19 protein-coding genes are annotated in these 23,004 nt (G+C 61.5%); 10 read left to right on the top strand and 9 right to left on the bottom strand.

Translation table 11 applies throughout. The features are described from left to right. Window positions 1-10: 10 nt before the first annotated feature. On the top strand, window positions 11-766 hold the full coding sequence (locus AC1Q6J_RS18170) for an alkylmercury lyase family protein (protein WP_492280603.1): 756 nt from the start codon (window positions 11-13) through the stop codon (window positions 764-766). Here AC1Q6J_RS18170 and hisI read toward each other — a convergent pair. The 8 genes from hisI to AC1Q6J_RS18130 form a co-directional block, all read right to left on the bottom strand. Further along, a complete protein-coding gene (gene hisI, locus AC1Q6J_RS18165) occupies window positions 759-1,172 on the bottom strand; it encodes a phosphoribosyl-AMP cyclohydrolase (RefSeq protein ID WP_492280602.1) in 414 nt (137 codons plus the stop codon). The genes AC1Q6J_RS18170 and hisI overlap by 8 nt on opposite strands. 380 nt (window positions 1,173-1,552) lie before the next feature. Further along, the gene (gene merC, locus AC1Q6J_RS18160; RefSeq protein WP_492280601.1) at window positions 1,553-1,981 is read right to left on the bottom strand and encodes an organomercurial transporter MerC; all 429 of its coding nucleotides are present in this window, start codon (window positions 1,979-1,981) and stop codon (window positions 1,553-1,555) included. 263 nt (window positions 1,982-2,244) lie between these two features. Beyond that, window positions 2,245-2,940, bottom strand: coding sequence for a cytochrome c biogenesis CcdA family protein (locus tag AC1Q6J_RS18155; protein ID WP_492280630.1), 696 nt, complete (start codon window positions 2,938-2,940; stop codon window positions 2,245-2,247). Then, the gene (locus AC1Q6J_RS18150) at window positions 2,940-3,200 is read right to left on the bottom strand and encodes a thioredoxin family protein (protein WP_492280600.1); all 261 of its coding nucleotides are present in this window, start codon (window positions 3,198-3,200) and stop codon (window positions 2,940-2,942) included. Before AC1Q6J_RS18150 ends, AC1Q6J_RS18155 begins: the two co-directional genes overlap by 1 nt. Before the next feature lie 2 nt (window positions 3,201-3,202). After that, the gene (locus AC1Q6J_RS18145; RefSeq protein ID WP_492280599.1) at window positions 3,203-3,622 is read right to left on the bottom strand and encodes a heavy metal-responsive transcriptional regulator; all 420 of its coding nucleotides are present in this window, start codon (window positions 3,620-3,622) and stop codon (window positions 3,203-3,205) included. A gap of 115 nt (window positions 3,623-3,737) precedes the next feature. Beyond that, window positions 3,738-4,901: an MFS transporter gene (locus AC1Q6J_RS18140; RefSeq protein ID WP_492280629.1), complete on the bottom strand. Its 1,164-nt coding sequence runs from the start codon at window positions 4,899-4,901 to the stop codon at window positions 3,738-3,740. Between the two features lie 63 nt (window positions 4,902-4,964). Further along, a complete protein-coding gene (locus AC1Q6J_RS18135) occupies window positions 4,965-7,418 on the bottom strand; it encodes a heavy metal translocating P-type ATPase (protein WP_492280598.1) in 2,454 nt (817 codons plus the stop codon). A 52-nt stretch (window positions 7,419-7,470) separates the two neighbouring features. Beyond that, window positions 7,471-7,695 (bottom strand): heavy-metal-associated domain-containing protein, encoded by a 225-nt coding sequence (locus tag AC1Q6J_RS18130; protein ID WP_492280597.1) that lies wholly within the window; start codon window positions 7,693-7,695, stop codon window positions 7,471-7,473. A gap of 128 nt (window positions 7,696-7,823) precedes the next feature. On the opposite strand from AC1Q6J_RS18130, the gene AC1Q6J_RS18125 reads away from it, so the two are divergent. From AC1Q6J_RS18125 to AC1Q6J_RS18110, 4 genes are all read left to right on the top strand, one after another. Continuing rightward, window positions 7,824-8,177, top strand: coding sequence for a hypothetical protein (locus tag AC1Q6J_RS18125; RefSeq protein ID WP_492280596.1), 354 nt, complete (start codon window positions 7,824-7,826; stop codon window positions 8,175-8,177). 1,571 nt (window positions 8,178-9,748) lie between these two features. Beyond that, on the top strand, window positions 9,749-13,198 hold the full coding sequence (locus AC1Q6J_RS18120; RefSeq protein WP_492280595.1) for an AAA domain-containing protein: 3,450 nt from the start codon (window positions 9,749-9,751) through the stop codon (window positions 13,196-13,198). Next, window positions 13,195-14,667, top strand: coding sequence for a hypothetical protein (locus tag AC1Q6J_RS18115; protein ID WP_492280594.1), 1,473 nt, complete (start codon window positions 13,195-13,197; stop codon window positions 14,665-14,667). The genes AC1Q6J_RS18120 and AC1Q6J_RS18115 overlap by 4 nt, the downstream gene beginning before the upstream one ends. Next, on the top strand, window positions 14,657-15,403 hold the full coding sequence (locus AC1Q6J_RS18110) for a PP2C family protein-serine/threonine phosphatase (protein ID WP_492280593.1): 747 nt from the start codon (window positions 14,657-14,659) through the stop codon (window positions 15,401-15,403). The genes AC1Q6J_RS18115 and AC1Q6J_RS18110 overlap by 11 nt, the downstream gene beginning before the upstream one ends. 3 nt (window positions 15,404-15,406) lie before the next feature. On the opposite strand, the gene AC1Q6J_RS18105 is transcribed toward AC1Q6J_RS18110, so the two are convergent. Continuing rightward, on the bottom strand, window positions 15,407-16,027 hold the full coding sequence (locus AC1Q6J_RS18105; RefSeq protein ID WP_492280592.1) for a hypothetical protein: 621 nt from the start codon (window positions 16,025-16,027) through the stop codon (window positions 15,407-15,409). 309 nt (window positions 16,028-16,336) lie between these two features. Here AC1Q6J_RS18105 and AC1Q6J_RS18100 point away from each other — a divergent pair, with 309 nt between their 5' ends. The 5 genes from AC1Q6J_RS18100 (at window position 16,337) to AC1Q6J_RS18080 (ending at window position 22,990) form a co-directional block, all read left to right on the top strand. Then, a complete protein-coding gene (locus tag AC1Q6J_RS18100) occupies window positions 16,337-16,981 on the top strand; it encodes a hypothetical protein (protein ID WP_492280591.1) in 645 nt (214 codons plus the stop codon). A 279-nt stretch (window positions 16,982-17,260) separates the two neighbouring features. After that, window positions 17,261-17,497 (top strand): hypothetical protein, encoded by a 237-nt coding sequence (locus AC1Q6J_RS18095; RefSeq protein WP_492280590.1) that lies wholly within the window; start codon window positions 17,261-17,263, stop codon window positions 17,495-17,497. A 221-nt stretch (window positions 17,498-17,718) separates the two neighbouring features. Next, the gene (locus AC1Q6J_RS18090) at window positions 17,719-18,096 is read left to right on the top strand and encodes a hypothetical protein (protein WP_492280589.1); all 378 of its coding nucleotides are present in this window, start codon (window positions 17,719-17,721) and stop codon (window positions 18,094-18,096) included. A gap of 122 nt (window positions 18,097-18,218) precedes the next feature. Beyond that, window positions 18,219-19,496: a metallophosphoesterase family protein gene (locus AC1Q6J_RS18085; protein WP_492280588.1), complete on the top strand. Its 1,278-nt coding sequence runs from the start codon at window positions 18,219-18,221 to the stop codon at window positions 19,494-19,496. Continuing rightward, complete coding sequence (locus AC1Q6J_RS18080; protein ID WP_492280587.1) at window positions 19,496-22,990, top strand: AAA family ATPase; 3,495 nt, start codon at window positions 19,496-19,498, stop codon at window positions 22,988-22,990. The genes AC1Q6J_RS18085 and AC1Q6J_RS18080 overlap by 1 nt, the downstream gene beginning before the upstream one ends. Window positions 22,991-23,004 lie beyond the last annotated feature (14 nt).

Genomic DNA, 23,004 nt, shown 5'->3' with positions numbered 1-23,004 from the left:
GGATGGAGCGATGGAAACAAGGACAAGCACGGTGAGAGACCTCGCAGCGGAGATCAGGCCGGGCGTATTCCGTCCAGACTGGTCGGTTGTGACGGCGCCTGCTGCGCGGGAGGCGCTGAGCGGACGGATGGCGGCACGTGAGGGGCTGCTGGATAGATGGTCTCACGCCCTCGAAGCCGGCGAGGATCTTGTGTGGCGGATCGTCCTGCAGCTGTATGCGGACAAAGGACAGCCGCCGCGACCTGGCGACGTCGCCGATCAGACCGGAATCGCGACCGCTCGTGTTGTGGCGCTCTTGCGCAATCTACAATTGCGGGACCTCATTGGACTCGATCCCGACGGCGAGGTTATTCGGTACGCCTATCCGTTTACGGAAACTCCGACCGGGCACCGGGTTGAACTCAAGGCAAATGTTTTGAACGCCCTGTGCGCAGTCGACGCGCTCGGCGTCGCCAGTATGTACGGCACCGATATCACGGTTGAGTCGTCCTGCCGTCAGTGCGGCCAGAAGATTCGTTTCACGACGGCGGACAAAGGTCGGGTGCTGAGCGATCTCTCCCGGACTGATGCCGTCGTCTGGTACGACCTCGCATACTCCGACAGCGCTGCCGCCTCGTGCTGCCCAGCTATAGCCTTTTTCTGTTCGGACGAACATCTGCGACAGTGGCTGAACGCCAAGAAGCCCCGGCGCGAGGGAGTCCGCTTGACCCTGGACGAAGCTTTGCAGCTCGGCCGCGCGATCTTCGGTCCGGTCCTCGTTACTTAGAATGTGAGTTTTTATATTCTGCTTGGAGAACGGGTCTTCCTGGCTCGTTCGAAATAAGCCGGTAAAAGCAACTCGCGCGGCCGGTATGGCAGCACCCGCTCTCAGCAGGCATGCACACTTTTAGCCAAACGGCATCCTGATCGCAGTCTATGCGAATTTCTTGAATCTGCTGAATTTGCCCGCTGGTTGCGCCCTTGTGCCAGAGGCATTGCCTGGATCGGCTCCAAAACCAAGCCTCACCGGTCTCGATCGATTTCCTGAGCGCGTCCGCGTTCATCCATGCGAGCATTAGCACGGCCCCGGATAAAACGTCCGTGACGATTGCAGGAATCAGCCCCGCGCTGTCGAACCTCGGCGCAAGGACATTGCCTTCCTCAACGTCTTTCTTAGAATATTCGTTTGTCATCGCATATGTCTCCCGCAAACCTTATGCGCCTCACGTTGTGGGTAGGCGACGTCGGCCGCGATGATATCGGGCCGTGCCTTGAGCGCCTTTTCGACATGCCGGGCGCAATCGATACAGGTCATGCGGTCACGGAGAGGGTCAGTTCGTTCATAATGTTTCTCGCAATTGTAGGCGTGCAGTCGCTATGGTTTCCCGTAAAGCGCACACCGCGAAGCTAGCAAATCGAGCCGCAATAAAGAGCATCACGATGCCCGCAATGATCGCCATCGTGAGGAGGTCGTCTTTCCTCGCAAGCTGCCAACGAGATGCTATAGATCGCTGATCTCTTGCGATTGGCAGGCCGCGATCCAAGAACGGTAATGGAAGATCATGCCGACCACTCAACAACAGGTTGAGCTCTGGTTCGCTCCGACGTGAACTTTTACCGGGGGAGATACCAGGTCCCAGATCGATACCGCGATCATCAACACTAGTCCGATATAAAGCAGCTGCGCCGTCGGCCAACCAAAGGTCACCATGACTAAGGCGGCCGCCAGCACCAGTATGGGCCCGGTCACCCCAAGTAGCATCCGCGGCCACTGCCGATGGCGAAGCCCGCCGATCACGTTCGCAAGCAAGGCGATGCCGGCAAACAGGGGCAGCAGGTAGTGGATGAACACTCCCTCGTATTGGCTGAGAAAGCCCAGCCCGATGGCGGCACCGAGACTGGCGATGGCAGGAAAGCATGCCGCACAACCCATGGCCGAAACGATGACACCGATGAGGCCAGCTTTGTCGGCAGTGCGCGTGAGAGGATTTTGGACGGACATATGGAATGGCCTTTCGGAACGTCGGTTCTCGATCGAGGAGGGTTTATGCGATCAGTACAGTGGCGGCTGTAGTCACTACAGGGTCAAGAGTATTTTGTGCTGCGCGCGATCACGCCGGCGTGAAGGGCCACTCGGAAGCACTGATCTTGGCTCGAACCGCCATTGAGATTGAGCACACTGCTAAAGTAAGTCCGCGGCGACATTTTGCAAGCGCGACACGTCGCGAGGATTATGGCTTCTCTGCTCGTCATGATGGCAGTCTGTTAGACCGCTAGTTCGGGAATCCAGATGTACACCGCGTTCAACATGTAGAAGCCCATCGCAATCAGGAGAAGGCCGCCACCGATCTCGAACCCTCGCCGGTATCGCGCGAACTGCTTGAGGTTTTCGAGCCAACCGACGGCGAAGGCGCCGATGGCAACCGGAACGGCGCGGCCGAGAGCGAACGCAAGAAGCAGAGCGACTCCAAGCCAGACCGACCCAATCCCCGCCGTGACACCGAGCAACACCACCAGGGTCGGCGTGCACACCGGGCACACTGCGATTGCGAACGGGATCCCGAGCAGGAACGCTCCCCATGCGGCGGCTGGACGGCTTGCGCGGAAGCCGAACGAAGGCAGCGGTATCCGAAGCAAACCTGTCCACATCAGACCCAGGACGATCAACAGCGGCCCAAGGAAGAGTCCCCAGCCTCTTCCAGCGATATCCGCGACCCATTTCCCGCCCAGTCCTGCAATCAGACCGAGAACGACATGGGCGAGGATCATGCCGGCGATGAACATCGCGCCAAAGAGCAATGCCTGGCCCTTATCGCGCCCTCTGGTGACGTAGGCGAGCGAAACCGGGATCGAAGCAAGCGCAACCGGATTGAAGCTGAAAACAAGCCCGGTCAGAAACGCGACGCCCGCGGCTGAGAGCCCGGCATGTTCCACCGCCTGGCGAAGCCCATCTGCATCCATCACGCGCTCGCTCCGATTCGCTTCCTCAAGGCTTCGCGCAGTTGCGTTACTGTCGGCATCGACGTGAAAACGAGCTCTCCGTCGACGGCGATGGATGGCAGCGTCAGCACGCCGAGTTCGACCGCGTAGTCGAGATCATCGAGCACATTCAATTCGCGCCACTCCAGATCCTTCACCGACTCCTGCGCAACGGTCCGGAGCGTGGCCTGCGCCGCAACGCATTCGGAGCAGCCCGAGGTATAGAAAATCTCGATCTTCATGGTCACTGCACCGGCGTCGAAACGGCGGCCCGTTCCAGAGCGGCAATAATGGTGCACTCGTTCACGGGCTGTGTTTCATTTGCACACTCCACGATCAACTGGTCGAGAGCTTTGGACATCGCCTTCATTGCGCGAATCTTGCCTTCGATCTGCAGCTTCTTCTCGACAGCGCGGGTGCGAACGTCGCCGCAACACGCTTTGTCTCGAATCCGCAAAACTAGCAGTTCGCGTATCTCGGCAAGCGTGAAGCCGCAATTCTGGGCATGTCTAATAAAGCGGATGCGCCGCGCCGAATCCGTATCGTACAACCGATAGCCGGCAGGGCTTTTGCCCGCAGGCTCAATGAGACCCTCTTGCTCATAATAGCGCAGCGTGTCGTTGCTGACGCTGGTGAGGGAGGCCAGTTTGCCGATAGTGAACATCAAGTCGTCTCCAGCGTGCGTTCTAACCCCTGGAGTATACCCGAGGGTCAAGCTGATCGTGAGGAATGAGCCGCCCGCAGCCGCCACCGCGCTAGTCCATCCGAACAAGACTTCGTTACCCACGGCCGTTATTCGCTGGTGCGGGAACCTCAGAACGAAACAACCACAAGGACAGCAGCGCCAGGATCAATTCAACCCCCGCGAACAGGCCCAAGGCGACCCCAAAGCTGAGGCGAAGCAGTTCGCCGAAGACAAGGCTTCCAAGTCCAAAGCCGACGAAGAGCGTGAACACGTTCAACCCCATCGCCTGTCCGGCACGCTGTCCGCCCAGGGAGGTCACGATTCCCGCGAAAAGCGGTTGGGTCATGTCGTAACCCAACGACAAGACCATCGCGACGACGGGGGCGAGGATCATCGGGAAGTCCAGCAGCAGCGTGGCGGCCGACAAAGCGCCAAGGAACAGTCCAAGAGGTATCAGTCTCGCTCGGCCCCAGTGATCCGCAAATCGACCGATTACCGGCCCGAACGCAAAACCCGGCACGCCGTAACCAAGAAGTGCCAGACCGATGCCGACGGCTCCCAGGCGGTATTTCTGCTCAAAGTAAACGCCGAGCCAGGTAAACACTCCCGAGTGAAACATCGAATTCACCAGGACAAAACTATAGGTGCGCTGTCCGCGTGCGGTGCCGAGCAGGTCCGCATAGCCACGGAGCAAATCTCGAAGCGTTCCCGTCACGGACTGAACCGTGGCGGCGATGAAGGAGTGATAAGGCAAGAGCAAAAGGAGAAGTGCCGCGCCGGCCGCACCGACGACAATGAAAAGACCTTGCCAGCTAATGACGGGAACAAGCATCGCACCCAATGGCGAACCGAAGGCCATGCCGCCAGCCATCGCGCCGAACAGCCAGCCAAGCGGGCGGCCGCGCTGCTCGTACGGATACAGCCGGCCCACCATGGCCAAAGCGAGAGGAACGACGCCGCTCGCGCCAATCCCGGTTACGATCCGCCACAGCGCGAGTTGCTCGATCGACTGTGCCGTCGCCGTTAGAATGGTGAGCGCTGAGAAAGCTACCAGCGACGCGAACATCACGCGGTGGATGCCGATCCGATCCGCCAGAATGCCGTATGCGAGAGTCGCAACCCCGTAGGGTATGAGATATGCCGGCACGATGAGGCCGACGGTTTGGATCGAACTCCCAAAGATGCTCGACAGCGTCGGGATGATCGGCGCCACCATATAGCCCTGGAAGAAGATGACGAAGGTCGCGGCGGCGAGCATCTTAAGGAGACGCTCGCGTCGGGCCTCGCTGATGTCTTGCGGCACGTGTTGGGACCTTTGCGTTCAAGACGCTTGTGTCGATGTCGCAGCAATGGCCTGACCCACGCTGCGGATCGCGTCGAAGAACAGCCGCGGGCTTCCCCACAGCGAGTTGATGAAGATCGCCGTGACGCTCACGGCCATCGCAACCATCGCCCATACAGGATGAATCAGCCCGGTTGCCGCAAGCGGAATGCCCAGACCATTGAAGAGAAACGCAAGTGCGACGTTCTGCACCATCTTGGCGTAGCTTCGCCGGCTGATGTCGCGAGCAATGGCGAGGGCACCGAGACGGTTCGAAAGGATAATGATGTCCGCCGCCTCGATCGCGATATCGGTGCCGCCGCCCATGGCGATGCCGATATCGGCCTGCATGAGAGCGGGGGCATCGTTGATGCCGTCGCCCACCATCGCGACTCTGGACCAGACTTGTAGTTCGCGGACGATTTTGGCCTTGTCTTGCGGCAACACTTCGGCATGAACCTCATCGACCCCAACGTCCCGAGCGACACGGTTTGCCGCACGGGCGTTGTCACCGGTGACGAGGATCATTTTCAGACCCGCCTTGCGTAGTGCCGCAACGGCCGAAATTGCGTCGGATCGGAGCGCGTCGCCCAAGGCGACAACGCCCAATGCTGCGCCATCCCTTGCGACGGCGATTACGGTACGCCCGTCCGCTTCCAGGGATTCGATGGCCTCGCGTAACCGCGAGAGGTCTATATTCCGGTCGGCCAGGAACCGAGGACTCCCGACGATAACTTCGCCGGCTTCGATGCGCGCGACGACGCCTTTTCCAGGAAACGCCTCGAACGACTCGACATCGGGAGGCGTTGCGCCGCGATCGAAAGCCGCCTTGATCACGGCGCGCGCGAGCGGATGCTCGGACGACGCTTCGGCTGCGGCGGCGATGGCCAGAAGCTCCTGCTCGCTGACATCCAGCGTTTCGACCTCTCGCACCGCCGGCCGCCCTTCGGTGAGCGTGCCCGTCTTGTCGAGAACGACGTGCGTGACGGTTCGAAATCCCTGGAACGCTTCGCCGGTCCGCATCAGGATGCCGTGTTCGGCGGCCTGGCCGGCGCCGCGCACGATCGAGAGCGGTGCCGAGATGCCGATCGCGCAGGGATATCCCATCACCAGCACGCTCAAACCGGCAAAGACCGCGCGCTCTATATCGACATGCCCGGTAGCCAGCCAGGAGCCGACAAGCCAGCCTACGACGGCAAGCCCGGCGATCAGAAGAACAATCGGCGTATAGACGCGAAGCACACGGTCGACCAGATGGAGAATGCCGGGTTTCAGCGCACGGGCATCCTCGACGTGGCGGATCACCTGGTTGAGAAAGCTGCCTTCTCCGATAACGATGACCGCTACCAGGAGCGTGCCTGTCGTATTGATCGAGCCCCCGATGACCGGATCCCCTTTCGCCTTCTCGACGGGGAACGATTCTCCGGTCACCAGCGATTGATCGACTCCAGAATGGCCATCGACCACCGTGCCATCGGCAGGAATCCGCTCGCCTGGACGAATTCGCACGAGATCGCCGGGCTTAACCTGTTCGATCGGCGTTTCGAATTCCCGGGTGCCGCGAACGACGCGCGCGGTCTCCGGCTGCAGGTCCAGGAGCCGCTTGACGGCCTGGGAACTTCGCGTCTTGACTATCAGCGACAGCCACTCGGAGAAGATGTGATAGGTGCCGACCATCACCGCCACGGCGAAGAACGCTGCGGTCGGATAGCCCGGCCGATCGAGGATGAGCCCGACAATCCCGCCGGCGATGCCGGCGAACGCTCCGATCTCGAGCAGGACGTGCTGATTGAGGATGCCGCGCCGCAGCGCCTGGAAGGCCATGAACAGGATGTGCCTTCCGACTCCGAAGACGAGAACAAGCGCCAACGCGCCAGCGAGCCATGGCGCTACGTTCGTCAAATATCCCTGCAAATTGAGGTAGAGCAGGCCCAGGGCCATGACCGTAAGGCCCACCGAGGCTCCGATGGCGGCCCATAATCCGCTTGATCGGAGAACCAGGAAGACGAAACCGCCCAGACTGAGGCAAACCAGGGCCGGGAGGAAGCCGATCCAGCCTACCGCCGGATCGGCAATGATCGGAATCGCTGCGACACTGAGCACCACGGCGAGGACGAAACGCCGGGCCTCGCGCACCAGATCGCGCTCTTCCTCTTCGAAGGCCCTGAGCTTGCGGGGATCGGAGATGGTGTAGCCGATATCGCGTAAAGTCTGCAGCAACTGCTCCGGACGCGCGACAGCCGGGTCATATTCGACCAGCGCCTGCTCATGCGTCAGGCTTACGGCGACCTTGTCGACGCCGGGCATTCGGCCGAGCGCCTTCTCGATGGTGCCGGTGCAGAGCGAACAATGCAGGCCTCCGATCCGAGCACGTATTTTCCTGCGATCGGGGCGCGCCGCGGGCTCTTCGCTCCAGAGATCGAACGTCGAAACGGTTGCTGTGGAATCGGTCATGGAAATCTCCGGAAGCCGTTGTCTGGGACGAGTAGAGAGTGGAGTCAGACGGTCACCTCAGCTCTTCGCGTCCCACCACCCGAAAACCGGGCTTTTGGATCGTGGCGACGAGCTGCTCTTCCGCGATCGATTTCGGATCGAACAGCACGCGGGCCTGCCGCTCGCTGTAGGAGACGGAGGCCATCTGCACGCCCGGTTCTTTCTCGACGAGAGTCTTGATCGTGTTGGCGCAGGCGTCGCAGTTCATGCCTTCGATTTTGAAAGTGGTGGTCTTCATCTCGTTCTCCGCTTTTCGAGGCCGTAATGCAGCCAGGCTAACCCTTAGAGGTACCTCCCAGGTCAAGCGCTTTTGGAAGCAACGAGGATGATGGTGAAGCCATCGAGAGCGGCCAACCGGTGCTGCGTGTGGCTCGATTCGATACGATTCTCGCCAAGGTCGTCGTGCCGTCCGGTATCGCAGTGTCTGGCGATGCAGCGGCTCGAGTGATCGTGATCGGGCAAGACAATCACCCACTCGCAGGCGAGAGTATTGCGCTCGTCGCAGTCGACCCGAAGACGCAAGGCCAGACCTTCATCGTCCGGCTGCGGGCTGACGGATTCGCTTTGCGGCCGGGGCAAGCCGTAACGGCATATCTCGCAGCGCCTGGGGAGCCGCTCGCAGGCGTCATAGTGCCTCGCGAAGCGCTGGTACGCTATGCGGGTAAGGCATGGGTCTATGTGCAGACCGAGAGAGAGAGACCTTTTTACAGCGTGAGGTAACGACGGACACTCCGGTTGACGGCGGGTGGTTTGTGACTAGCCGGTTCAAGCCGGCAGAACGAGTCGTTACCGTTGCGGCTGAGACAGTTCTGTCCGAGGAACTGAAGGCGCAGATCCCGTCCGGCGAAGAGGGAGAGTCAGCGGAACAGCAAGAGCGGAACAGCAAGAACGGGAAAAGCAGGAGCGCCAGAAATGACGAGGCTCTGATCCAATGCTTCGACAACTCATCTCTTTTTCCATCCGCTTCCGCACGGTCGTCCTTGTCCTCGGCTGTATTCTCAAAACGAATACTTGCAGCCAGTGAAAAACGATTCCCCCTCAAGCGGTTATGAGTTCTTCACGGTCGACTATCGAGTGGCACGCAGGGCAAGGAGCTCTGCCGCTCGATACTTAGGCCGCGCTCACAGCGCATGAATGGACAATAATAGAACGCCCCGGGCGTTAGCGTTTCTAGGAATATATTCCATAATGAAGGTTATGCGAATCAAAGACTTGGTGGATGAAAGTGCGCGCGACGGGCGCGAGATCGTGCGGAGCGCGTTTCAAATCGGGGGGCGCAACCAGTGATACCGCTACGGCGCAGCGGCGCCTTGGCTCGTGTTCGTCGCCATTTATCCAGCATGCGCTCTGGCCAGCGGTAGCCTGAAGGAAAAAACCGCGCCGCGCTGCCGATTTTCCGCCCAGATGTCGCCGCCGTAACTTTCGAGATATGGCACTGAAAACCACACTTGTGCTAGGTCGTGCCCGGATGCAGCCCCACCTCGAAAGTCACTATTCCCCCCGCTCTTTCTAGAAATCTCCTCCAGGTTGAACAGTGAAGCAAGAGCTCGAAGTAAGAGCTGCCCTAAATCATAGTTTGGCCTCAACAGATAGTCGGCTGGGCCGTCCTAAGGAAAGCACAATCACAATCGAGCGGTTGCCGGGCGAGTTGGCGCGGCATCCTCATTGCTCCGGAGGGCGGCGCCTTCCCGCCGCGAAATGGCAGGCGATTATAAGTGACCGCCCCGTGCGGAAGCAGCGCAATCTCACTGCCCTCCCCCATAAAGCCGCGGAAACCAGCGATCGACCACGCTGGCCGGGAACCCCAGCCGCACGGGGCTGCGGGTGGTCTCCCAGATGAGGTAACCTTGGTTGATGAGCATCCGGATCCCTGGATGTGTTAAGCAGGAGGGAATACCCCCAGTCCCAGTCGGCGATCTCGACGACGTAGTCGACGAACTCCTCCCGCGATGCGCGGCGGCGCTTCTTCTTTGCGGCTGCTTTCAGCTTCGGTTCGGCGGCCATCTCAATCCGTCATCTGGCAATCCACCCTGCGAGGCTATCCGAGTCGTCCGAGCCCGTTAACGCCAGTCTGTGGCGTTCCGGCGCCTGCCGCAACGACCTAGCGGGAGCAGGACAACCACGCCTCGCTCACGGCGCCGGGACGAGATGTTTCGTCGGCGATGCTTCACTGATCTTCTGATCCATGTCCCGGAGAACGAGGATGAAGGGTGCGTATTCGTTGTAGCTGGTATAGGTTGCAACCCGCTGCGCCTACCACGCGATCGTCAACAACTGGCATCCTCATCGTCATGGTCATAAAAGCCGAGAACGCACCGCGAATCCTTGGCAACCGCTACGCCCTGACGAAAACGGAGCGTCACGGCGCGCAGGCGATCGTCACCCAGGCATTCGACACTCAAAAGGCCACGCCGGTCGCGATCAAGCGCATGCGATTCGGACCCGAGGACGAGCGGTCGCGGGAAGGCTTTCAACGAGAGGTCCGGATGCTGCAGGATCTCCGGCACCCCAACATCGTTGAGATGCTGGAAGTCGACCGCGACGACGAGGGACACTGGTACATCGTTCTTGAGTGGGTCCCGGAAAACCTCGAGACCGTCATCGAGCGGGACGGCCCCTGTTCGTGGGAGGTTTTTTGGCAGCGATCCGGCCGACAGATCCTCGATGCCGTCGTCTACGGGCAGAAGAAACAGATCGCCCATCGCGACATCAAACCGAAGAACATCCTTGTGTCCGCGGACGGCGTACCGAAGCTCGCCGACTACGGAATCGCGAAGCTGCTGGATCAGGTCGGCAACTGGGCGCCGGTCAAAGGACTGACGTTCAGGTTCGACTATACCAAGGGGTATACGCCGGCGGAACCGGATGTCGCCGAGCATGCTCTGAGCCGGGATTGTTACGCCTTCGCGGCGGTAGCGCTGTCGTGCGTGACGGGTCGTGTCTTCGACAGTGTGGAAGATCCACTGATCGCCCTGCAGGAGGCTGTGCTGCCAGGCAACATCCGCGCGGTCCTCGGGCAATGCCTGGATAACGACGTTGCGAAGCGGCCCGCGCTGGCATCCATGCTTCTCAGTCAGATTGAGAGGGCGGAGGAGGAAACCAGACGCGCATCTGCCGCCGTTTCGATCTGTCATCTTTCCCTGTCGAGTACCGTCTTGACGCGGATCTGCTCGCGAATGGACCTGCAGGACCGGAAGGATGCCGAACGCTTCGTGCGAGACGAACTCGACGAGGTCGCGGGGATCATGCCTGCCGAGGATACGATGGCGGGCGGCGAAAGGATCGACGCAGACCTGATCGGCGCGACCTGGCGGTTCAGATGCCGGTTGAGCGGGCGCCACAATGAGATGCTCGAACTGGTGCACGTGTTGGAAATCGACGCTTCCCTCGCCACGAGCCTCAGAGACGGCTGCCCGACTCGTCGGATGACATTTTCCTTCGACCGGCCGCGCGACCCGGAAACCGCTGGGCAACAGCTCGGGCTGCTGCTTGCGGAGGCAGGCGAGCTTCGACGACAGTTAGCCGAGGAACGCGAGGCCAAGGCCGGCCAGCGGATATTTCGGGTTTGGCGCAGCTACCTGCGCGACAGAGCCGACCTGGAAGCGAAGCGCACGAATGCCATCAGATACGTCAATCGAGTCGTCACGGAGGATCACGTGACACTGACGACCGAAATCGCGCAGAGCGAAGAGCTAGTCGGACAGGAACGCGTCATCACGTTTACTACTGGCGGGAGGGTGACCGGCATCGTCACCACCGTCACCTTCAACAAGATCACGCTCAACGTCACATTTGGCGATGCGAGCCGGCTGCCAAGGCGGGGAGAGCTTGCGATCAACACGCTCGCCGCGCAGCGCGCTCTCGACCATCAGAGCGCGGCTCTGAACTCCGTGTACTTCGGCAGGGCAGTGAGCGACCAGCTCAAGGGCATCATCCTCGATCCCCGCACGGCAAAGCCCGTGGTGGTTGTGGAGGACGTCGTTCCAACTGCTTCGGATTTCGACGAGGAGAAGGAAGAGATCCTGGCGAAGGCGTTGGGCGTGCAGGATATCCTTGCGATCGAAGGTCCGCCAGGAACCGGAAAGACCAAACTTATCGCGGAAATCGTCGTTCAGTGGCTCAAGCGCAATCCTCGGGACAGGATCTTATTGTCCTCGCAGACGCACATAGCACTCGACAACATCCTGGAACGGATCACGGAGACGCAGTTGCCGCTCGAGATGATTCGCATCGGGCGAAGCGACGAAACGCGCATCTCCGAACTCGGGCACAAGCTTTTGCTCGAGCGACGCGTCGAGGCCTGGATCAAGGAGGTTCGTAAGGCCGCGGAGGCGGATATGCAGAGGTGGGCGGCGGAAAAGCAGGTCGATCGCCAGGCCGTGGCAGTCGGGATGAAGGTCGAGCGTCTCCTGCAGGTGCTCGCGATCCAAAAGGACCTCCGCGACCGTATCGCCAGGCAGGAAGCCGATCGGGTCAGCGTCGAGACGGCTGGCGTCGATTCCGCTGGCGGTCCCGCCGATCAGGACGAGGTCGAAGAAGAGACGACGCAGATCGACAGCGAGATCGGCGAGAGCAAGCAAACGCTCAAACGGACAGTCGTCGAGGAGGGGGACCTGCGAGCCGAATTGCAGAAAATGGGCGAGTACGCTGCGGGCCTCGCTCAATCGAAGGACCCGAACGAGCTCGGGGAATGGGCCGCCCATTTCCTGGCAGACACCCCGATAATATCGGCGTGCCGGAATCGGCTGAAGCTGCTTGAGGATTGGCTGCTGCGGGTCGGACGATCTTCAGATTTCAACGCCGCCATGCTGTCGTCGGCCCAGATCATAGCCGGGACATGCGTCGGAATCGCCGGCGTCCGCGGCATGGAGGAGGTCGCCTACGACCTCTGCATCGTCGATGAAGCGTCTAAAGCGACCGCGACCGAGATTCTCATCCCGATGTCCCGAAGCAAGCGATCCATCATTGTCGGCGACCCCGAGCAACTCCCTCCGTTTTTTGAACAATTTGGCGACGAAATCCTGAACGAGTTCGAGGCTGAGGAGGTGCAGGCGACACTCCTCGACAGATTGTTGAACGAGGATACCGGCCTCCCCGCGGGATGCCGGGCCGGCCTGAAGAGCCAATACAGGATGATCGAGCCGATCGGCGATCTCGTCAGCACATGCTTCTACGGCGGAAAACTGAGGAGCCCGGTGAAGTCGCATGGGCTGAAGTTGTCCGCAGCCTTTCCCAAACCGGTAACTTGGTATTCGACCCAGGACCTGCCCGGTCGCTTCGAGGAGCCCGAAGGATTTACGTTCAAAAACCCAACCGAAGTCACCAAGATCCGCGAAATCCTGCTGCGCCTTCAGTTTGTAGCGAAGGCTCAAAAGGAACGCATATCCGTCGCTGTTTTGTCTGGCTACACGGCGCAGGTGAGGCTTCTCAATGAAATGATCGATCGGGGTGTGGCCGAATGGTCGTCCCTCGATATCTACTGCTCGAGCGTCGACGCCTTCCAAGGGCGTCAAGCAGACGTATGCATCTACTCGGTCGTCAGATCGAACGACCAGAAGGACCTCGGTTTCCTGCGCGAACGCCCTCGGCTGAACGTGGCCCTGTCGAGGGGTAAGAGCGGTCTCGTGATTGTGGGAGACAATTTCTTCTGCCGAAACATCCGAGGCAAGAATCCGTTCAAGGCGGTGATCGACTACATCGACAAAAACGAGCGAACCTGCAAGGCGGAGGAGCTTCAGTGACGCCAGAGCTCGCTGCGAGGAAGTACCAGTTCCGCGAGGGCTTTCACCTCGTCGATTACGGTGAGGTCGGACTGCCGATTTTCCGCTTGACGCTCGAAGCCATTACGATGGCGCCGCGGGTCATGCCCACCATCCAGGAATTCGCCATGCGCTGCTTAGCTTTGGGGGAGACGCACGAGTCCGACGTCGCCAACATGCTCGGGCTGAAGCTTGACGTCGTGGTCGGCGCCATGAACATGCTCATCTCCGACGGTTACGTCACCAGGCAGCCGAATAGCGACGGCTCCGACGTCTTTCATCTGACGGAGGCCGGCGAATTGCGTCTCGGAACCGACCGCTTGGAGATCCCCCAGGAGGAGATGATAGTCGTCGACTACGACGGCATCCGCCGAGGCCCCCTGCGCTTGACGGGTGAAAGCGTTGTTCGTCCCAGCCAACTTCAGGGCACCGGAGCCGTTCAGATCCGACCCTATCCGGCGGAGCCGCCGGGGATTGACGACTTGGCCATTCCGGACATCTCGAAAGTCATCCGACGACGGCGGAACGAGGACTTCCGGCGAACCGTGCTCTCGCTTAAACGCGTGGTCCGACGAAACAACCTCTTCCGGGAGGGTGTCGCACTCGTCTACGCCGCCGAAAAGTCCGACGAGATCCAGGTGGCGTTCGTCGTAGACGGCAAGCTGGCCGACGCGTATGAACTCGCCTTCGCGCGGCACGGCGGTCCCCGGAAGATGGGGTTCCTACGGGCGATTGCGGACACCGACTTGAGTAAAAAGCTCGAAAAGATGGTCGGCCGTCCCATGTACAGGAGCATGCCCGATCGCGACGCGATCAGATCGGTGCGAAAAAGGGAGGTTGATAGTCTGGTGGAGGTGGACTCGGTGAGAAGAGCTGCAGCCGGTTTGCAGCCGCGCGGCCCGAACCCCCCCGTCGCCGCCTTGGTAGCGGCCGAAGAACGTCAGGAGATCGCAAAGCACGAGTTGGATGCTTTCGAGGTCCGTCCCCTTTCATGCTACGAGCAATTCGAACTTCTGGACGAGGCCTTGAAAGTGGCCCGCAAATCGTTGGTCATCACGAGCGCCGGAATCCAGCCGTCCATCGTCACCGGAGCCAGGCTGCGCGAAATGGATCTATTGATCGGAGAAGGCGTCCAGATCGAGATCGAGTCCTATCTCGCTCCTCAGACCGAACCCCGCACCGGTGGCCGATACGATCCTCTGTCAGAATTCGCCCGCCGGGCTGCCAAGGGCGGATTGACGATCCGGAAAGGCCGGACGCAAGACTTCTTCTTCCTGGTCCAGGACGATGAACTGGCGGTCATCTCGACACGACCGTTCCTCGGCGAAGTCTCGCGCCGGACGGGCTTCATGCGTGTCCAAGGTCTCGTGACGCGTAAGCCGGCGTTCGTCGAAGAAATCAGGAGAATCGTGCTCGGCAGCAGCCGCCCGGTAGGACGACATGGCAACTGACCGGCCAGTGTGGACCGCTACTCACGTCGGCCGCGTGAGAAGCGCGAACGAAGATCTATATCTCGTCGGGAATCGGATTGGCCGCGATCCGATCGAATGCTGGTCTGGGACCCTCGCAGGCGGTCACGGCTGGGCCGTTATTGCGGACGGTATGGGCGGGCACGAAGGCGGCAAGATAGCCAGTCGCGTCGTCGTCGAGGCGATCGCAGGATCGATTGATCGCGCACGCGACGAAGCCGACGTCACGTCGATTATCACCAATGCCAACCGAAGGCTGTTCGAAGAGATGTTTTCCGGCGAGGGACGACCGGGGATGGGTACGACAATCGTAGGAGTTCTTTACTTCGACCGCGAAGCGCTGGTCTTCAACGTCGGGGACAGTCGCGCGTATGAGCTCCGACGAGGCCAAATGCTACAGTTGAGTCGGGACGATACGCTCAACGCGGATCGAGGTCGAAGAGGCGTTCGAAGCCACGCGCTCACCCAGTCGCTCGGTGGCACGACCAAACCACTCGCCTTGCGTCCCCACATCCGGCGCCTTCCGCTCGAGGACCATGTCGGCATTCTGCTTTGCTCCGACGGTCTCAGTGACATGGTCCAAGAGGACGAGATAGGACGCGTTCTCGCCGCGCACTCCGACGATCCGGCCGAGGGACTGGTGGCGGCCGCTCTCGACGCGGGCGGGAAGGACAACGTGACCGTGATCGTCATCGGTCCCAAGACGGTCGGCGGATAGCTCCTATCGAGTTCGCGTCCATTTTCGGTCGATAATCTCGGCCATCGCGGAATCCAGTTTCAACGCGCTCATCGGTTTCACCTCTCGCGGAAGTCCGGCTTCCTTCAGAATGCGCTGAAACCTCGACCAGCCGATCTCGTTCGACCGGCCGGCGGAATCTTCGGTGTAGAACCGGTTGAGGTCGGGTTCCGGATCTCTCAGCAACACCCGCACCCGCCGGGTGACGACGGGACGCTTTCGGTCTCGCCAATTGTAGATCCGGATGAGAGTGTCGCCAGGTCCGCACTCGCGGCCGAAGCGGGATTTCTTTCCCCAGCGAATCCAGCCGAAATCGTCCTCTTCCGTTCCCAGCCGCTCGTTCAACTCCCTGGTCCTGCGATCGATGCGCTTCTGCTGACGCTCTGTCGGACCTTTCTTCATCTCCTTCACGCCGAGGATCCAAGTCGCGTTTCCCAGTCTGCGGACTGGGTTCGATGTGCGTTGCTTACCGGTAAAATGACCGGTTCGTACCACCTCCATTGCGCAGAGCTTCCCGATTTCGCCGGCATTCAGCCTCGTTAGCGAGGTCGACAGTTTCTTGATGAACGCAGCTACTCCGGACACGATGACGGGGCTGTCGGTCATGACAGACGCCTCGATAAGGTCAGCTCCAGACATGTTCGCGGAGCCGACGATCGCATGCTTTCCGAATAGCGCGACCTTCGAATGCAGGCCCTGTCGACTGTAGATGACGACACCTGCGCCGTGCAGCTTGCGCAGCAGTTTGGCGTCCGTCTGTCCCGATCGGATGGCTCGAGTGGACGCGTCGGTAACCAGTTATCCGCCGGACAATCACAACTGCCGCAGTGCGGTATTTCGTTCGAACTCGCCGGCTTTCCGTGCCAATGGTGCATAATAGCCCAACCGGAGCTCGCATCACAGCGGGAGAACTGAATGGATTTCGACGATCTGATCACCGAGGTCGCACCCTCGCCTAATCGTCTTCGTCGATGCGACGGAGAGCGGGAGCGTCACCTCCACGAAGGAGCCGTCATGATGGCGTATGCCATGCACCTACTGCGGACTACGCCGGCCAGGGAGATTCTGATTCACCCGGACGGCGAGCACGGAAAGCGCTTCGACTTCGCCGGCTGGCTGGACCGGCACGGCTTCGAACGCATGACCCGCATGGGCAAGACCGGGTATGGCGGGGCCTACACCGAGCGAACCGGTCGGCGGATGGTCATAAATCCCAGATCGGGGCTCGGCGACGTCGTTGCCGATGTTGACGGCACGATCATTTCCGCCGAGTGCAAGGGCGGCATCATCAACACACGCCATTCCGGGCAGGTCTCGCGCCTGTATAAGGGACTTTGCGAAACCGTCGGCATGCTGATGACGGTGCCGTCGCGGGGCCGCCAGGTCGCCGTGGTGCCATACACCGACTCGACGTTGAGACTGGCGACCCGCCTGGCCCCGCGCTGCGCCGCGGCGGGCATTGAGATCGCATTGATGAAAAGCAGGGGCGAAATCTTCGACGTGCCTGCGGCGGAAGGTCGTCTTGATCCTTCACCGGCGCCTGTCGTTCCCATCGCATAGCGTCGATCGGCATGTCGACCACATTCGCCGCAAGGACTGCTCGCGGGCGCCCGCAGGTGGAGAATGATCTTCCCAGATTTGAAACCCAGTCTAAAGGAACCCTGGAATCTGCCGACGGCACCCCTTGATCTCAGCCGCAACGCCGCCCAAAAGTGAGGGGCTCGGGATCCTGGACCCGACCACCGGCCTGATCTCTGCTCCGCAGCGCGGCGAAGCCGAACGAGGGACCTGACGCTGCGGTCGTCCGGAATCCAGGAGCGAGCGCTTTAGGAGTGCCTGATGGCGGAAGTGACCTATTATGTCGCCCTGCCCTTCGTCGGAGCCGAGGACGGCATCGCGGCCGGCGAGGCTGTAGAATGCTTCAACCCGAATGCAGCCGTGATGCGCGCCGAAGCACTTTCGCGGAAGGCTGGCCGTGTCGGTGCGATCGCCTTCAGCCGAACGGGGGATCCCGCGACCGGCGAATTCGGCGATGCAACGGTGATCCGGAAGTTCGGCGAAGTACCGGCGATTTGAGCGCGTTGTGAAGCTCCGCTGCCAGAGGTCTCTTAGTGAAGGTGGTTGAATTTGTGGCGATATCGCCGCTATTCCGCTGCTTCACGATGCGCTACTCACCACTTCCCATATCGCCGACAACCGTCCCCGGGATCATTTTTCGGTTTCCGACCGTCGGCGGACTCGACTCAATGTTCCTGATATGTTCTATTTGCGGAATGAATCGACCCGCAAGTTGGCGCATGCCGAGCCCGAAGCTGATGGAGAAGCTTGCCGCTGGCGTCGGCCGGGAGCCCCGCAGGACACCGACTCCGGGCCCGGGCGATGCCCTGTCCCCCGAATATTGGGATGCCGTCCTGCGGGATTGCCTTGCCTACGCCTGTCCGGAGCCGCCGGGTCCGCCGGTCCGGACGCTGCGGCTGTCCGAAATTTCCCATCACATCCTGAGGGTCGGCTGTCGCCGCTGCGGCCGCTCGGTCGAGATCCAGAAGGCCGATGCGGTCCGCCTTTCCGGGCCGGCAGCGTTCTGGAAGTCCGTCGGTCAGCGGCTGCTCGATGACACCTGCAGGCGGCGGACGGGCCGGCTCGAGGAAGACGGCTGCTGGCCGGTGTTCGAATGAATGCGGTCGCGACAAAGCGCTGGGGATATCGAGGGCGGCGACCTCCGGTTGTCTCCGACAATCCAATAACGATTTGCGCGACGCGGTAGACTTCGCTGATTCGACCGGAGTGAGTTGTAAATATGGGCGCCTACCGTTTCGTGCATTCAGCCGACGTCCATCTCGATTCGCCGTTGCGCTCGCTCGCGCTACGCGATCCGCGACTGGCGGAATTCGTCGGCAACGCCAGCCGGCAGGTTTTCTCGCGTATCGTCGACTTGTGCCTCGACGAGCAGGTGAACGCACTCCTGCTCGCCGGCGACCTCTATGACGGCGAGCAGACTTCGATGAAGACTGCGCGCTTTCTCGCCGAGCAACTCCGCCGCCTAAATGCCGCAGGCATCAAGGTCTTCATTATCCGGGGCAACCACGACGCTCTGTCCAAGATAACGAAGGAACTCGTCCTTCCCGAAAACGTCCATTTGTTCGGCGGCCGGGCCGACGCCGTCGAGATTCCGCGGGATCGCGGAGAGACACCCATCGCGATCCATGGACTTAGCTTCGCCAGGCCGCAGGCCCCGGAAAGCCTTCTCGCCAAGTACCGGCCGCCCGTCGTCGGCGCCATCAACATAGGACTCATGCACACCAGTCTGGACGGTTCGCCGCCTCACGACGTCTACGCGCCGTGCAGCTCGGCGGACCTCCTCGCCTCGGGCTTCCGGTACTGGGCGCTGGGGCACATCCACAAGCGCTCGACGACCGAGGGCCCCTGCACCGTCGTGATGCCGGGGATTCCGCAAGGGCGCGACGTCGGCGAGCAGGGTCCCAAGTCGGTGACGTTAGCCAGCGTATTGGACGACGGGTCCGTCACCCTCGAGGAGCGCATCGTTGGGCTGGCGCAATTCGAACGCGTCGCCGTCGACGCCTCGGGGGCGGCGTCGTGGTCCGACCTGGCCGCTCGGCTCGAGAAGGCGCTCGGAGACGCGGCCGACAGATCGGCATCCGATCACCTCGTCGCGCGACTTGCCGTTTCCGGAACGACGTCCCTGGCTTGGACCATCCGGCGCGATGCCGATCTCCTGCGCGGCGAAGCCGAGGCCCGGGCGGAAGCGATAGGCAACGTGTGGATCGAGAAGATCGATACCGACTGCCGACGGCCGGCGGTCGGTTCGGCGGACAGCACTGATCCCGTCGAAACGCTGCGAAGGACGATGAACGACGAAATCGTCGGCTCCGAGGCCTTCCGATCCGAAGCGGACGGTATCGTCAGCGACCTGCTCGCGCAGTTGCCTCCAGAATGTCGACGCAGCCTGGCTCCGGACGACACCGGCCTGGACCTGCTCGTCGGCCGACTCGCCAGCGAGGGATCGGAGGAGGTGCTGGCGCGTCTCGCCGCAGGCAGCTCGCAGGAGGTGCGCTGATGCGCTTTCGAAAGCTCGGGCTTCGACGCTACGGCAAGTTCACCGATGCGGTCATCGATTTCGGAGAGCGCCCGGTCGGCGCGCCCGATCTGCACATCGTCTACGGACCCAATGAGGCTGGTAAATCCACCGCTCTGTCAGCGTGCATGGACCTGTTTTACGGCATCCACCATCAGAGCCGGTTCAACTTTCTGCACCCTTATCCGACAATGCGGATCGAAGCCGACCTCGAGATTCTCGGGACCGTCCGTAGCTTTTCCCGGCTCAAGCTGCCGCACAACAGCCTGCTGGACGATGCCGGCAATCCCGCCGCCGACGCCGTGCTGCTCGGAGAACTCGGAGGTCTCGACCGCAACGCGTACCAGACCATTTTCTGTCTCGACGACGCGACGCTTGAGGCCGGCGGCGAAAGCATTCTCGCAAGCAAGGGTGATCTGGGTCATCTGCTGTTCTCGGCGACGGCGGGGCTCGCCGATCTGAGCGAGCGGCTCGGCTCCGCGAGAGCGGAGGCGGAAGGGTTCTTCCGGTCGGGAAAGCGAACGGGGATCCTTGTCGACCTCAAGAAGGAACTCGCGGCCCTGAAGGAAGAGCGGGATCGGATCGATACGCTCGCGTCCGAATACTCGCGGCTCGTCATCGAGCGCGACGAAGCGTCCTCGGCCTACACCGGAGCTCTCGTCCAGCGCGGCCGCACGCAGGCCCGTATCGACGAGGTGCAACACTTCATCAATGCGCTGCCGAGGCTGCAGACCCTCCGATCTCTTCGGGCGGAGTTGCTACCGCTCGCCTCGTTGCCCGACGCGCCGTCGACCTGGGCCGACGACCTTCCGGCGTTGATGTTCCGGCAGACGAAGCTCGCGACGCAGACACAGACGGTCAGCGAGACTATCGGGAATCTGCGCTACGAACTCGAATGCCTCGTCGTGAACGCTTCCGCGTGCGGGCTGCAAAACCGCATCGAATTGCTGACGGAGTTGCGGGCGCGGTACGTCACGGCGGAAAAGGATCTACCCGACCGTCGTCTCCGCCTAGGCTCCGCCGAACAAACGGTCGCGCGGGTGCTGGCCCGCATCGATCATGCCTCGGAGCAGGATCCCGCACGACTTGTCCTGCCGGCGGCAGTTACCGGACCGCTTCGCGATCTGATGGAGCGCAGATCGGGCGTCGAAGCGGCTCTCGCTACGGCCGAAACGGAAGTCGACAAGGCGCTCGAGGCGTTGTCGGAAGCCGAAGCAAGGATTGACGACCGTGACGGTGGGTTCGACGAAGCGACGACCGGCGCATTGACGGCGGCCATCGCGATGGCCCGTCAGGCCGACGACGTGGCACGATCGCGCGCGGCCGATCGCATATGCCGAGCGCGCGCGGACGAACTCGCCGACCGCCTGATCGAACTGCTTCCCTGGACCGGCGACAGGAACACGCTCTGCGCGGCATCCGTGCCGACGCAAGACCAACTTCAGCGTTGGGCATCGGTCGACGCGGACCTTTCTCTTGAAATCGCCTCGCGGCAAGGCGAGGAGGATCGCCTCGCTGCCGAGGCCCGACGCCTGGATGCGAAAATCGATGCACTCCGTTCCGTGGTCGGCGTCGTCAGCGACAACGACGCCGGCGAAGCTCGGTCCGCCCGCGAAGCCGCCTGGGCCATTCACAAAGCGGAGTTGCATGCAGAAACGGCCGTCTCGTTCGAAGCCGCGATGCGGAAGCTCGATCTGATCACGGAGCAGCGCTTCAGTCATACAGCTCGCGTCGCGGAATTGAACAGTGCCCTGCTGGAACGAGCAGAGGCGCGGGCGGCTCTGGAGCAGACCGGACGAGAATTGCAGGCGAGCCAGCGGAAACGCGCGGAATTGGCCGAAGACATCGAGAGGGCCCTTCGCGCGATCGGACACGGTCTCGAAATCGGCATCGGGCTTGCCGGGTTAAGCCTGTGGATACGGAAGCGCGAGCGGGCGATCGAGGCCAACGGAAAACTGCTGACGGCCGAACGGGAATGTCGTGAGGCGCAGATCGAAGCGGCCAGTACGCGGGAGCGGATCGCCAACGCGATGCGTTCGGCGGGCGTCGACATCTCCCAGGCTGACGACGTCGCCGCGATGCTGGCGGCCGGCCAGGCGGCGCTCGACCGCGCAGTCGACGCCAAGAACCTGCGGGCGACAATTGAGGATCGACGGCGCGACCTTAGATTTCGTGAGAAGAAACTCGGCCACGCCCGGCTGGCGGAGGAAGTGTGGAGCAAGGACTGGAAAGAGGTCTGCGGGACCTGTTGGCTCGGGCAGCGCGAAATCCGACCTACGACGGCCGTCGTGCGTGAAACGCTGGAAGCGCTCTCGGAATTGGACTCGACTCTGGAAAAACGAGCGGAGTTGATTGACCGCATCGCAAAGATGCAGCGCGATCAGATTCAGTTCGGGACCGAAGTCGATGCGCTCGCCGCTTCGGTCGGGCTTTCACCGAGTCCAGACACCCTCGGACTTTGCCAGAACGTGATGGACTGCATCGCGACCGCCGCGAAGACGATCGACAGACGGCTGGAGATGGAATCGCGGCTCGCGGTCGAGCAGGACAAGGCGCGCGCGCTCGCGGACGAAACCGCGGAAATGCAGGCGCAAGCGAGCCTGATGATGGGTCACTTCGGAGTCGGATCCTTGATGGAGGTCGACGCTCGCCTGCGCGCGCTCGCGCGCAAGTCCGATCTCGAGGCGCGATCGATCCAGGTCCGCGACGAACTGCTCGAGGGGATGCAGGTGGAAACCATCGAGCAGGCCGAGACCATCCTCGAGAAAATCGATCGGGCCTTGTTGGAGGCCGAGATGATCGTTCTGAAAAGCCGCTTCGAAGACGCGGACGCCCGGAGCCGCGACCTTTTCTCCGCACGGAACAGGGCGGACGACAAGATAAGCGCCGTCGGCGGCGATGCCGCTGTGGCAATCCTGGAAGCAAGACGGCGGACTGTCTTGCTCACGATCGAAGACAGGGCGTTGGCATATCTCCGGCTGAAGCTCGGGACCGCCGCAGCAGACAGGGCCCTGCGGGCCTATCGCGACCGTCATCGGAGTTCGATGATGACGCGCGCGTCGCAATCCTTCGCGCTGATCAGTCGAGGTGCGTACTCGGAGCTCGTCACCCAACCGTCGAACGGAAGCGAACTCCTGATCGCCAAGGGATCCGACGGCGGTTCGAAGATCGCTTCCGAGCTGTCGAAAGGCACGCGGTTCCAGCTGTATTTGGCGCTGCGCGTAGCCGGGTATCACGAATTCGCACGAGCTCAGGTCCCCCCACCATTTTTCGCAGACGACATCATGGAGACGTTCGACGATTTTCGAGCTGAAGAAGCCTTTCGTCTGCTCGCTGGCATGGCCGCCACGGGACAGGTGGTCTACTTCACCCATCACCGCCATCTCTGCGAAATCGCGATGGCCGTCGAGCCGATGGCGATCGTCCACGACCTTCAGTCGGGCACACGCGTCCGAGCCACTAGCAGGGCTGCCTAGTTCGCCTGGACGCT

This window comes from Afipia sp. MLSD5-FHT05B12 (genome assembly GCF_058793355.1).
This window is presented reverse-complemented; position numbering and strand designations above follow the sequence as displayed.

Bases quoted from the DNA above. Each gene is read 5' to 3' on its own strand.
- AC1Q6J_RS18170 (WP_492280603.1), top strand. From the start codon at position 11: ATGGAAACAAGGACAAGCACGGTGAGAGACCTCGCAGCGGAGATCAGG.
- hisI (WP_492280602.1), bottom strand. From the start codon at position 1,172: ATGACAAACGAATATTCTAAGAAAGACGTTGAGGAAGGCAATGTCCTT.
- merC (WP_492280601.1), bottom strand. From the start codon at position 1,981: ATGTCCGTCCAAAATCCTCTCACGCGCACTGCCGACAAAGCTGGCCTC.
- AC1Q6J_RS18155 (WP_492280630.1), bottom strand. From the start codon at position 2,940: ATGGATGCAGATGGGCTTCGCCAGGCGGTGGAACATGCCGGGCTCTCA.
- AC1Q6J_RS18150 (WP_492280600.1), bottom strand. From the start codon at position 3,200: ATGAAGATCGAGATTTTCTATACCTCGGGCTGCTCCGAATGCGTTGCG.
- AC1Q6J_RS18145 (WP_492280599.1), bottom strand. From the start codon at position 3,622: ATGTTCACTATCGGCAAACTGGCCTCCCTCACCAGCGTCAGCAACGAC.
- AC1Q6J_RS18140 (WP_492280629.1), bottom strand. From the start codon at position 4,901: ATGCTCGCCGCCGCGACCTTCGTCATCTTCTTCCAGGGCTATATGGTG.
- AC1Q6J_RS18135 (WP_492280598.1), bottom strand. From the start codon at position 7,418: ATGACCGATTCCACAGCAACCGTTTCGACGTTCGATCTCTGGAGCGAA.
- AC1Q6J_RS18130 (WP_492280597.1), bottom strand. From the start codon at position 7,695: ATGAAGACCACCACTTTCAAAATCGAAGGCATGAACTGCGACGCCTGC.
- AC1Q6J_RS18120 (WP_492280595.1), top strand. From the start codon at position 9,749: ATGGTCATAAAAGCCGAGAACGCACCGCGAATCCTTGGCAACCGCTAC.
- AC1Q6J_RS18110 (WP_492280593.1), top strand. From the start codon at position 14,657: ATGGCAACTGACCGGCCAGTGTGGACCGCTACTCACGTCGGCCGCGTG.
- AC1Q6J_RS18105 (WP_492280592.1), bottom strand. From the start codon at position 16,027: ATGACCGACAGCCCCGTCATCGTGTCCGGAGTAGCTGCGTTCATCAAG.
- AC1Q6J_RS18100 (WP_492280591.1), top strand. From the start codon at position 16,337: ATGGATTTCGACGATCTGATCACCGAGGTCGCACCCTCGCCTAATCGT.
- AC1Q6J_RS18095 (WP_492280590.1), top strand. From the start codon at position 17,261: ATGGCGGAAGTGACCTATTATGTCGCCCTGCCCTTCGTCGGAGCCGAG.
- AC1Q6J_RS18090 (WP_492280589.1), top strand. From the start codon at position 17,719: ATGCCGAGCCCGAAGCTGATGGAGAAGCTTGCCGCTGGCGTCGGCCGG.
- AC1Q6J_RS18085 (WP_492280588.1), top strand. From the start codon at position 18,219: ATGGGCGCCTACCGTTTCGTGCATTCAGCCGACGTCCATCTCGATTCG.
- AC1Q6J_RS18080 (WP_492280587.1), top strand. From the start codon at position 19,496: ATGCGCTTTCGAAAGCTCGGGCTTCGACGCTACGGCAAGTTCACCGAT.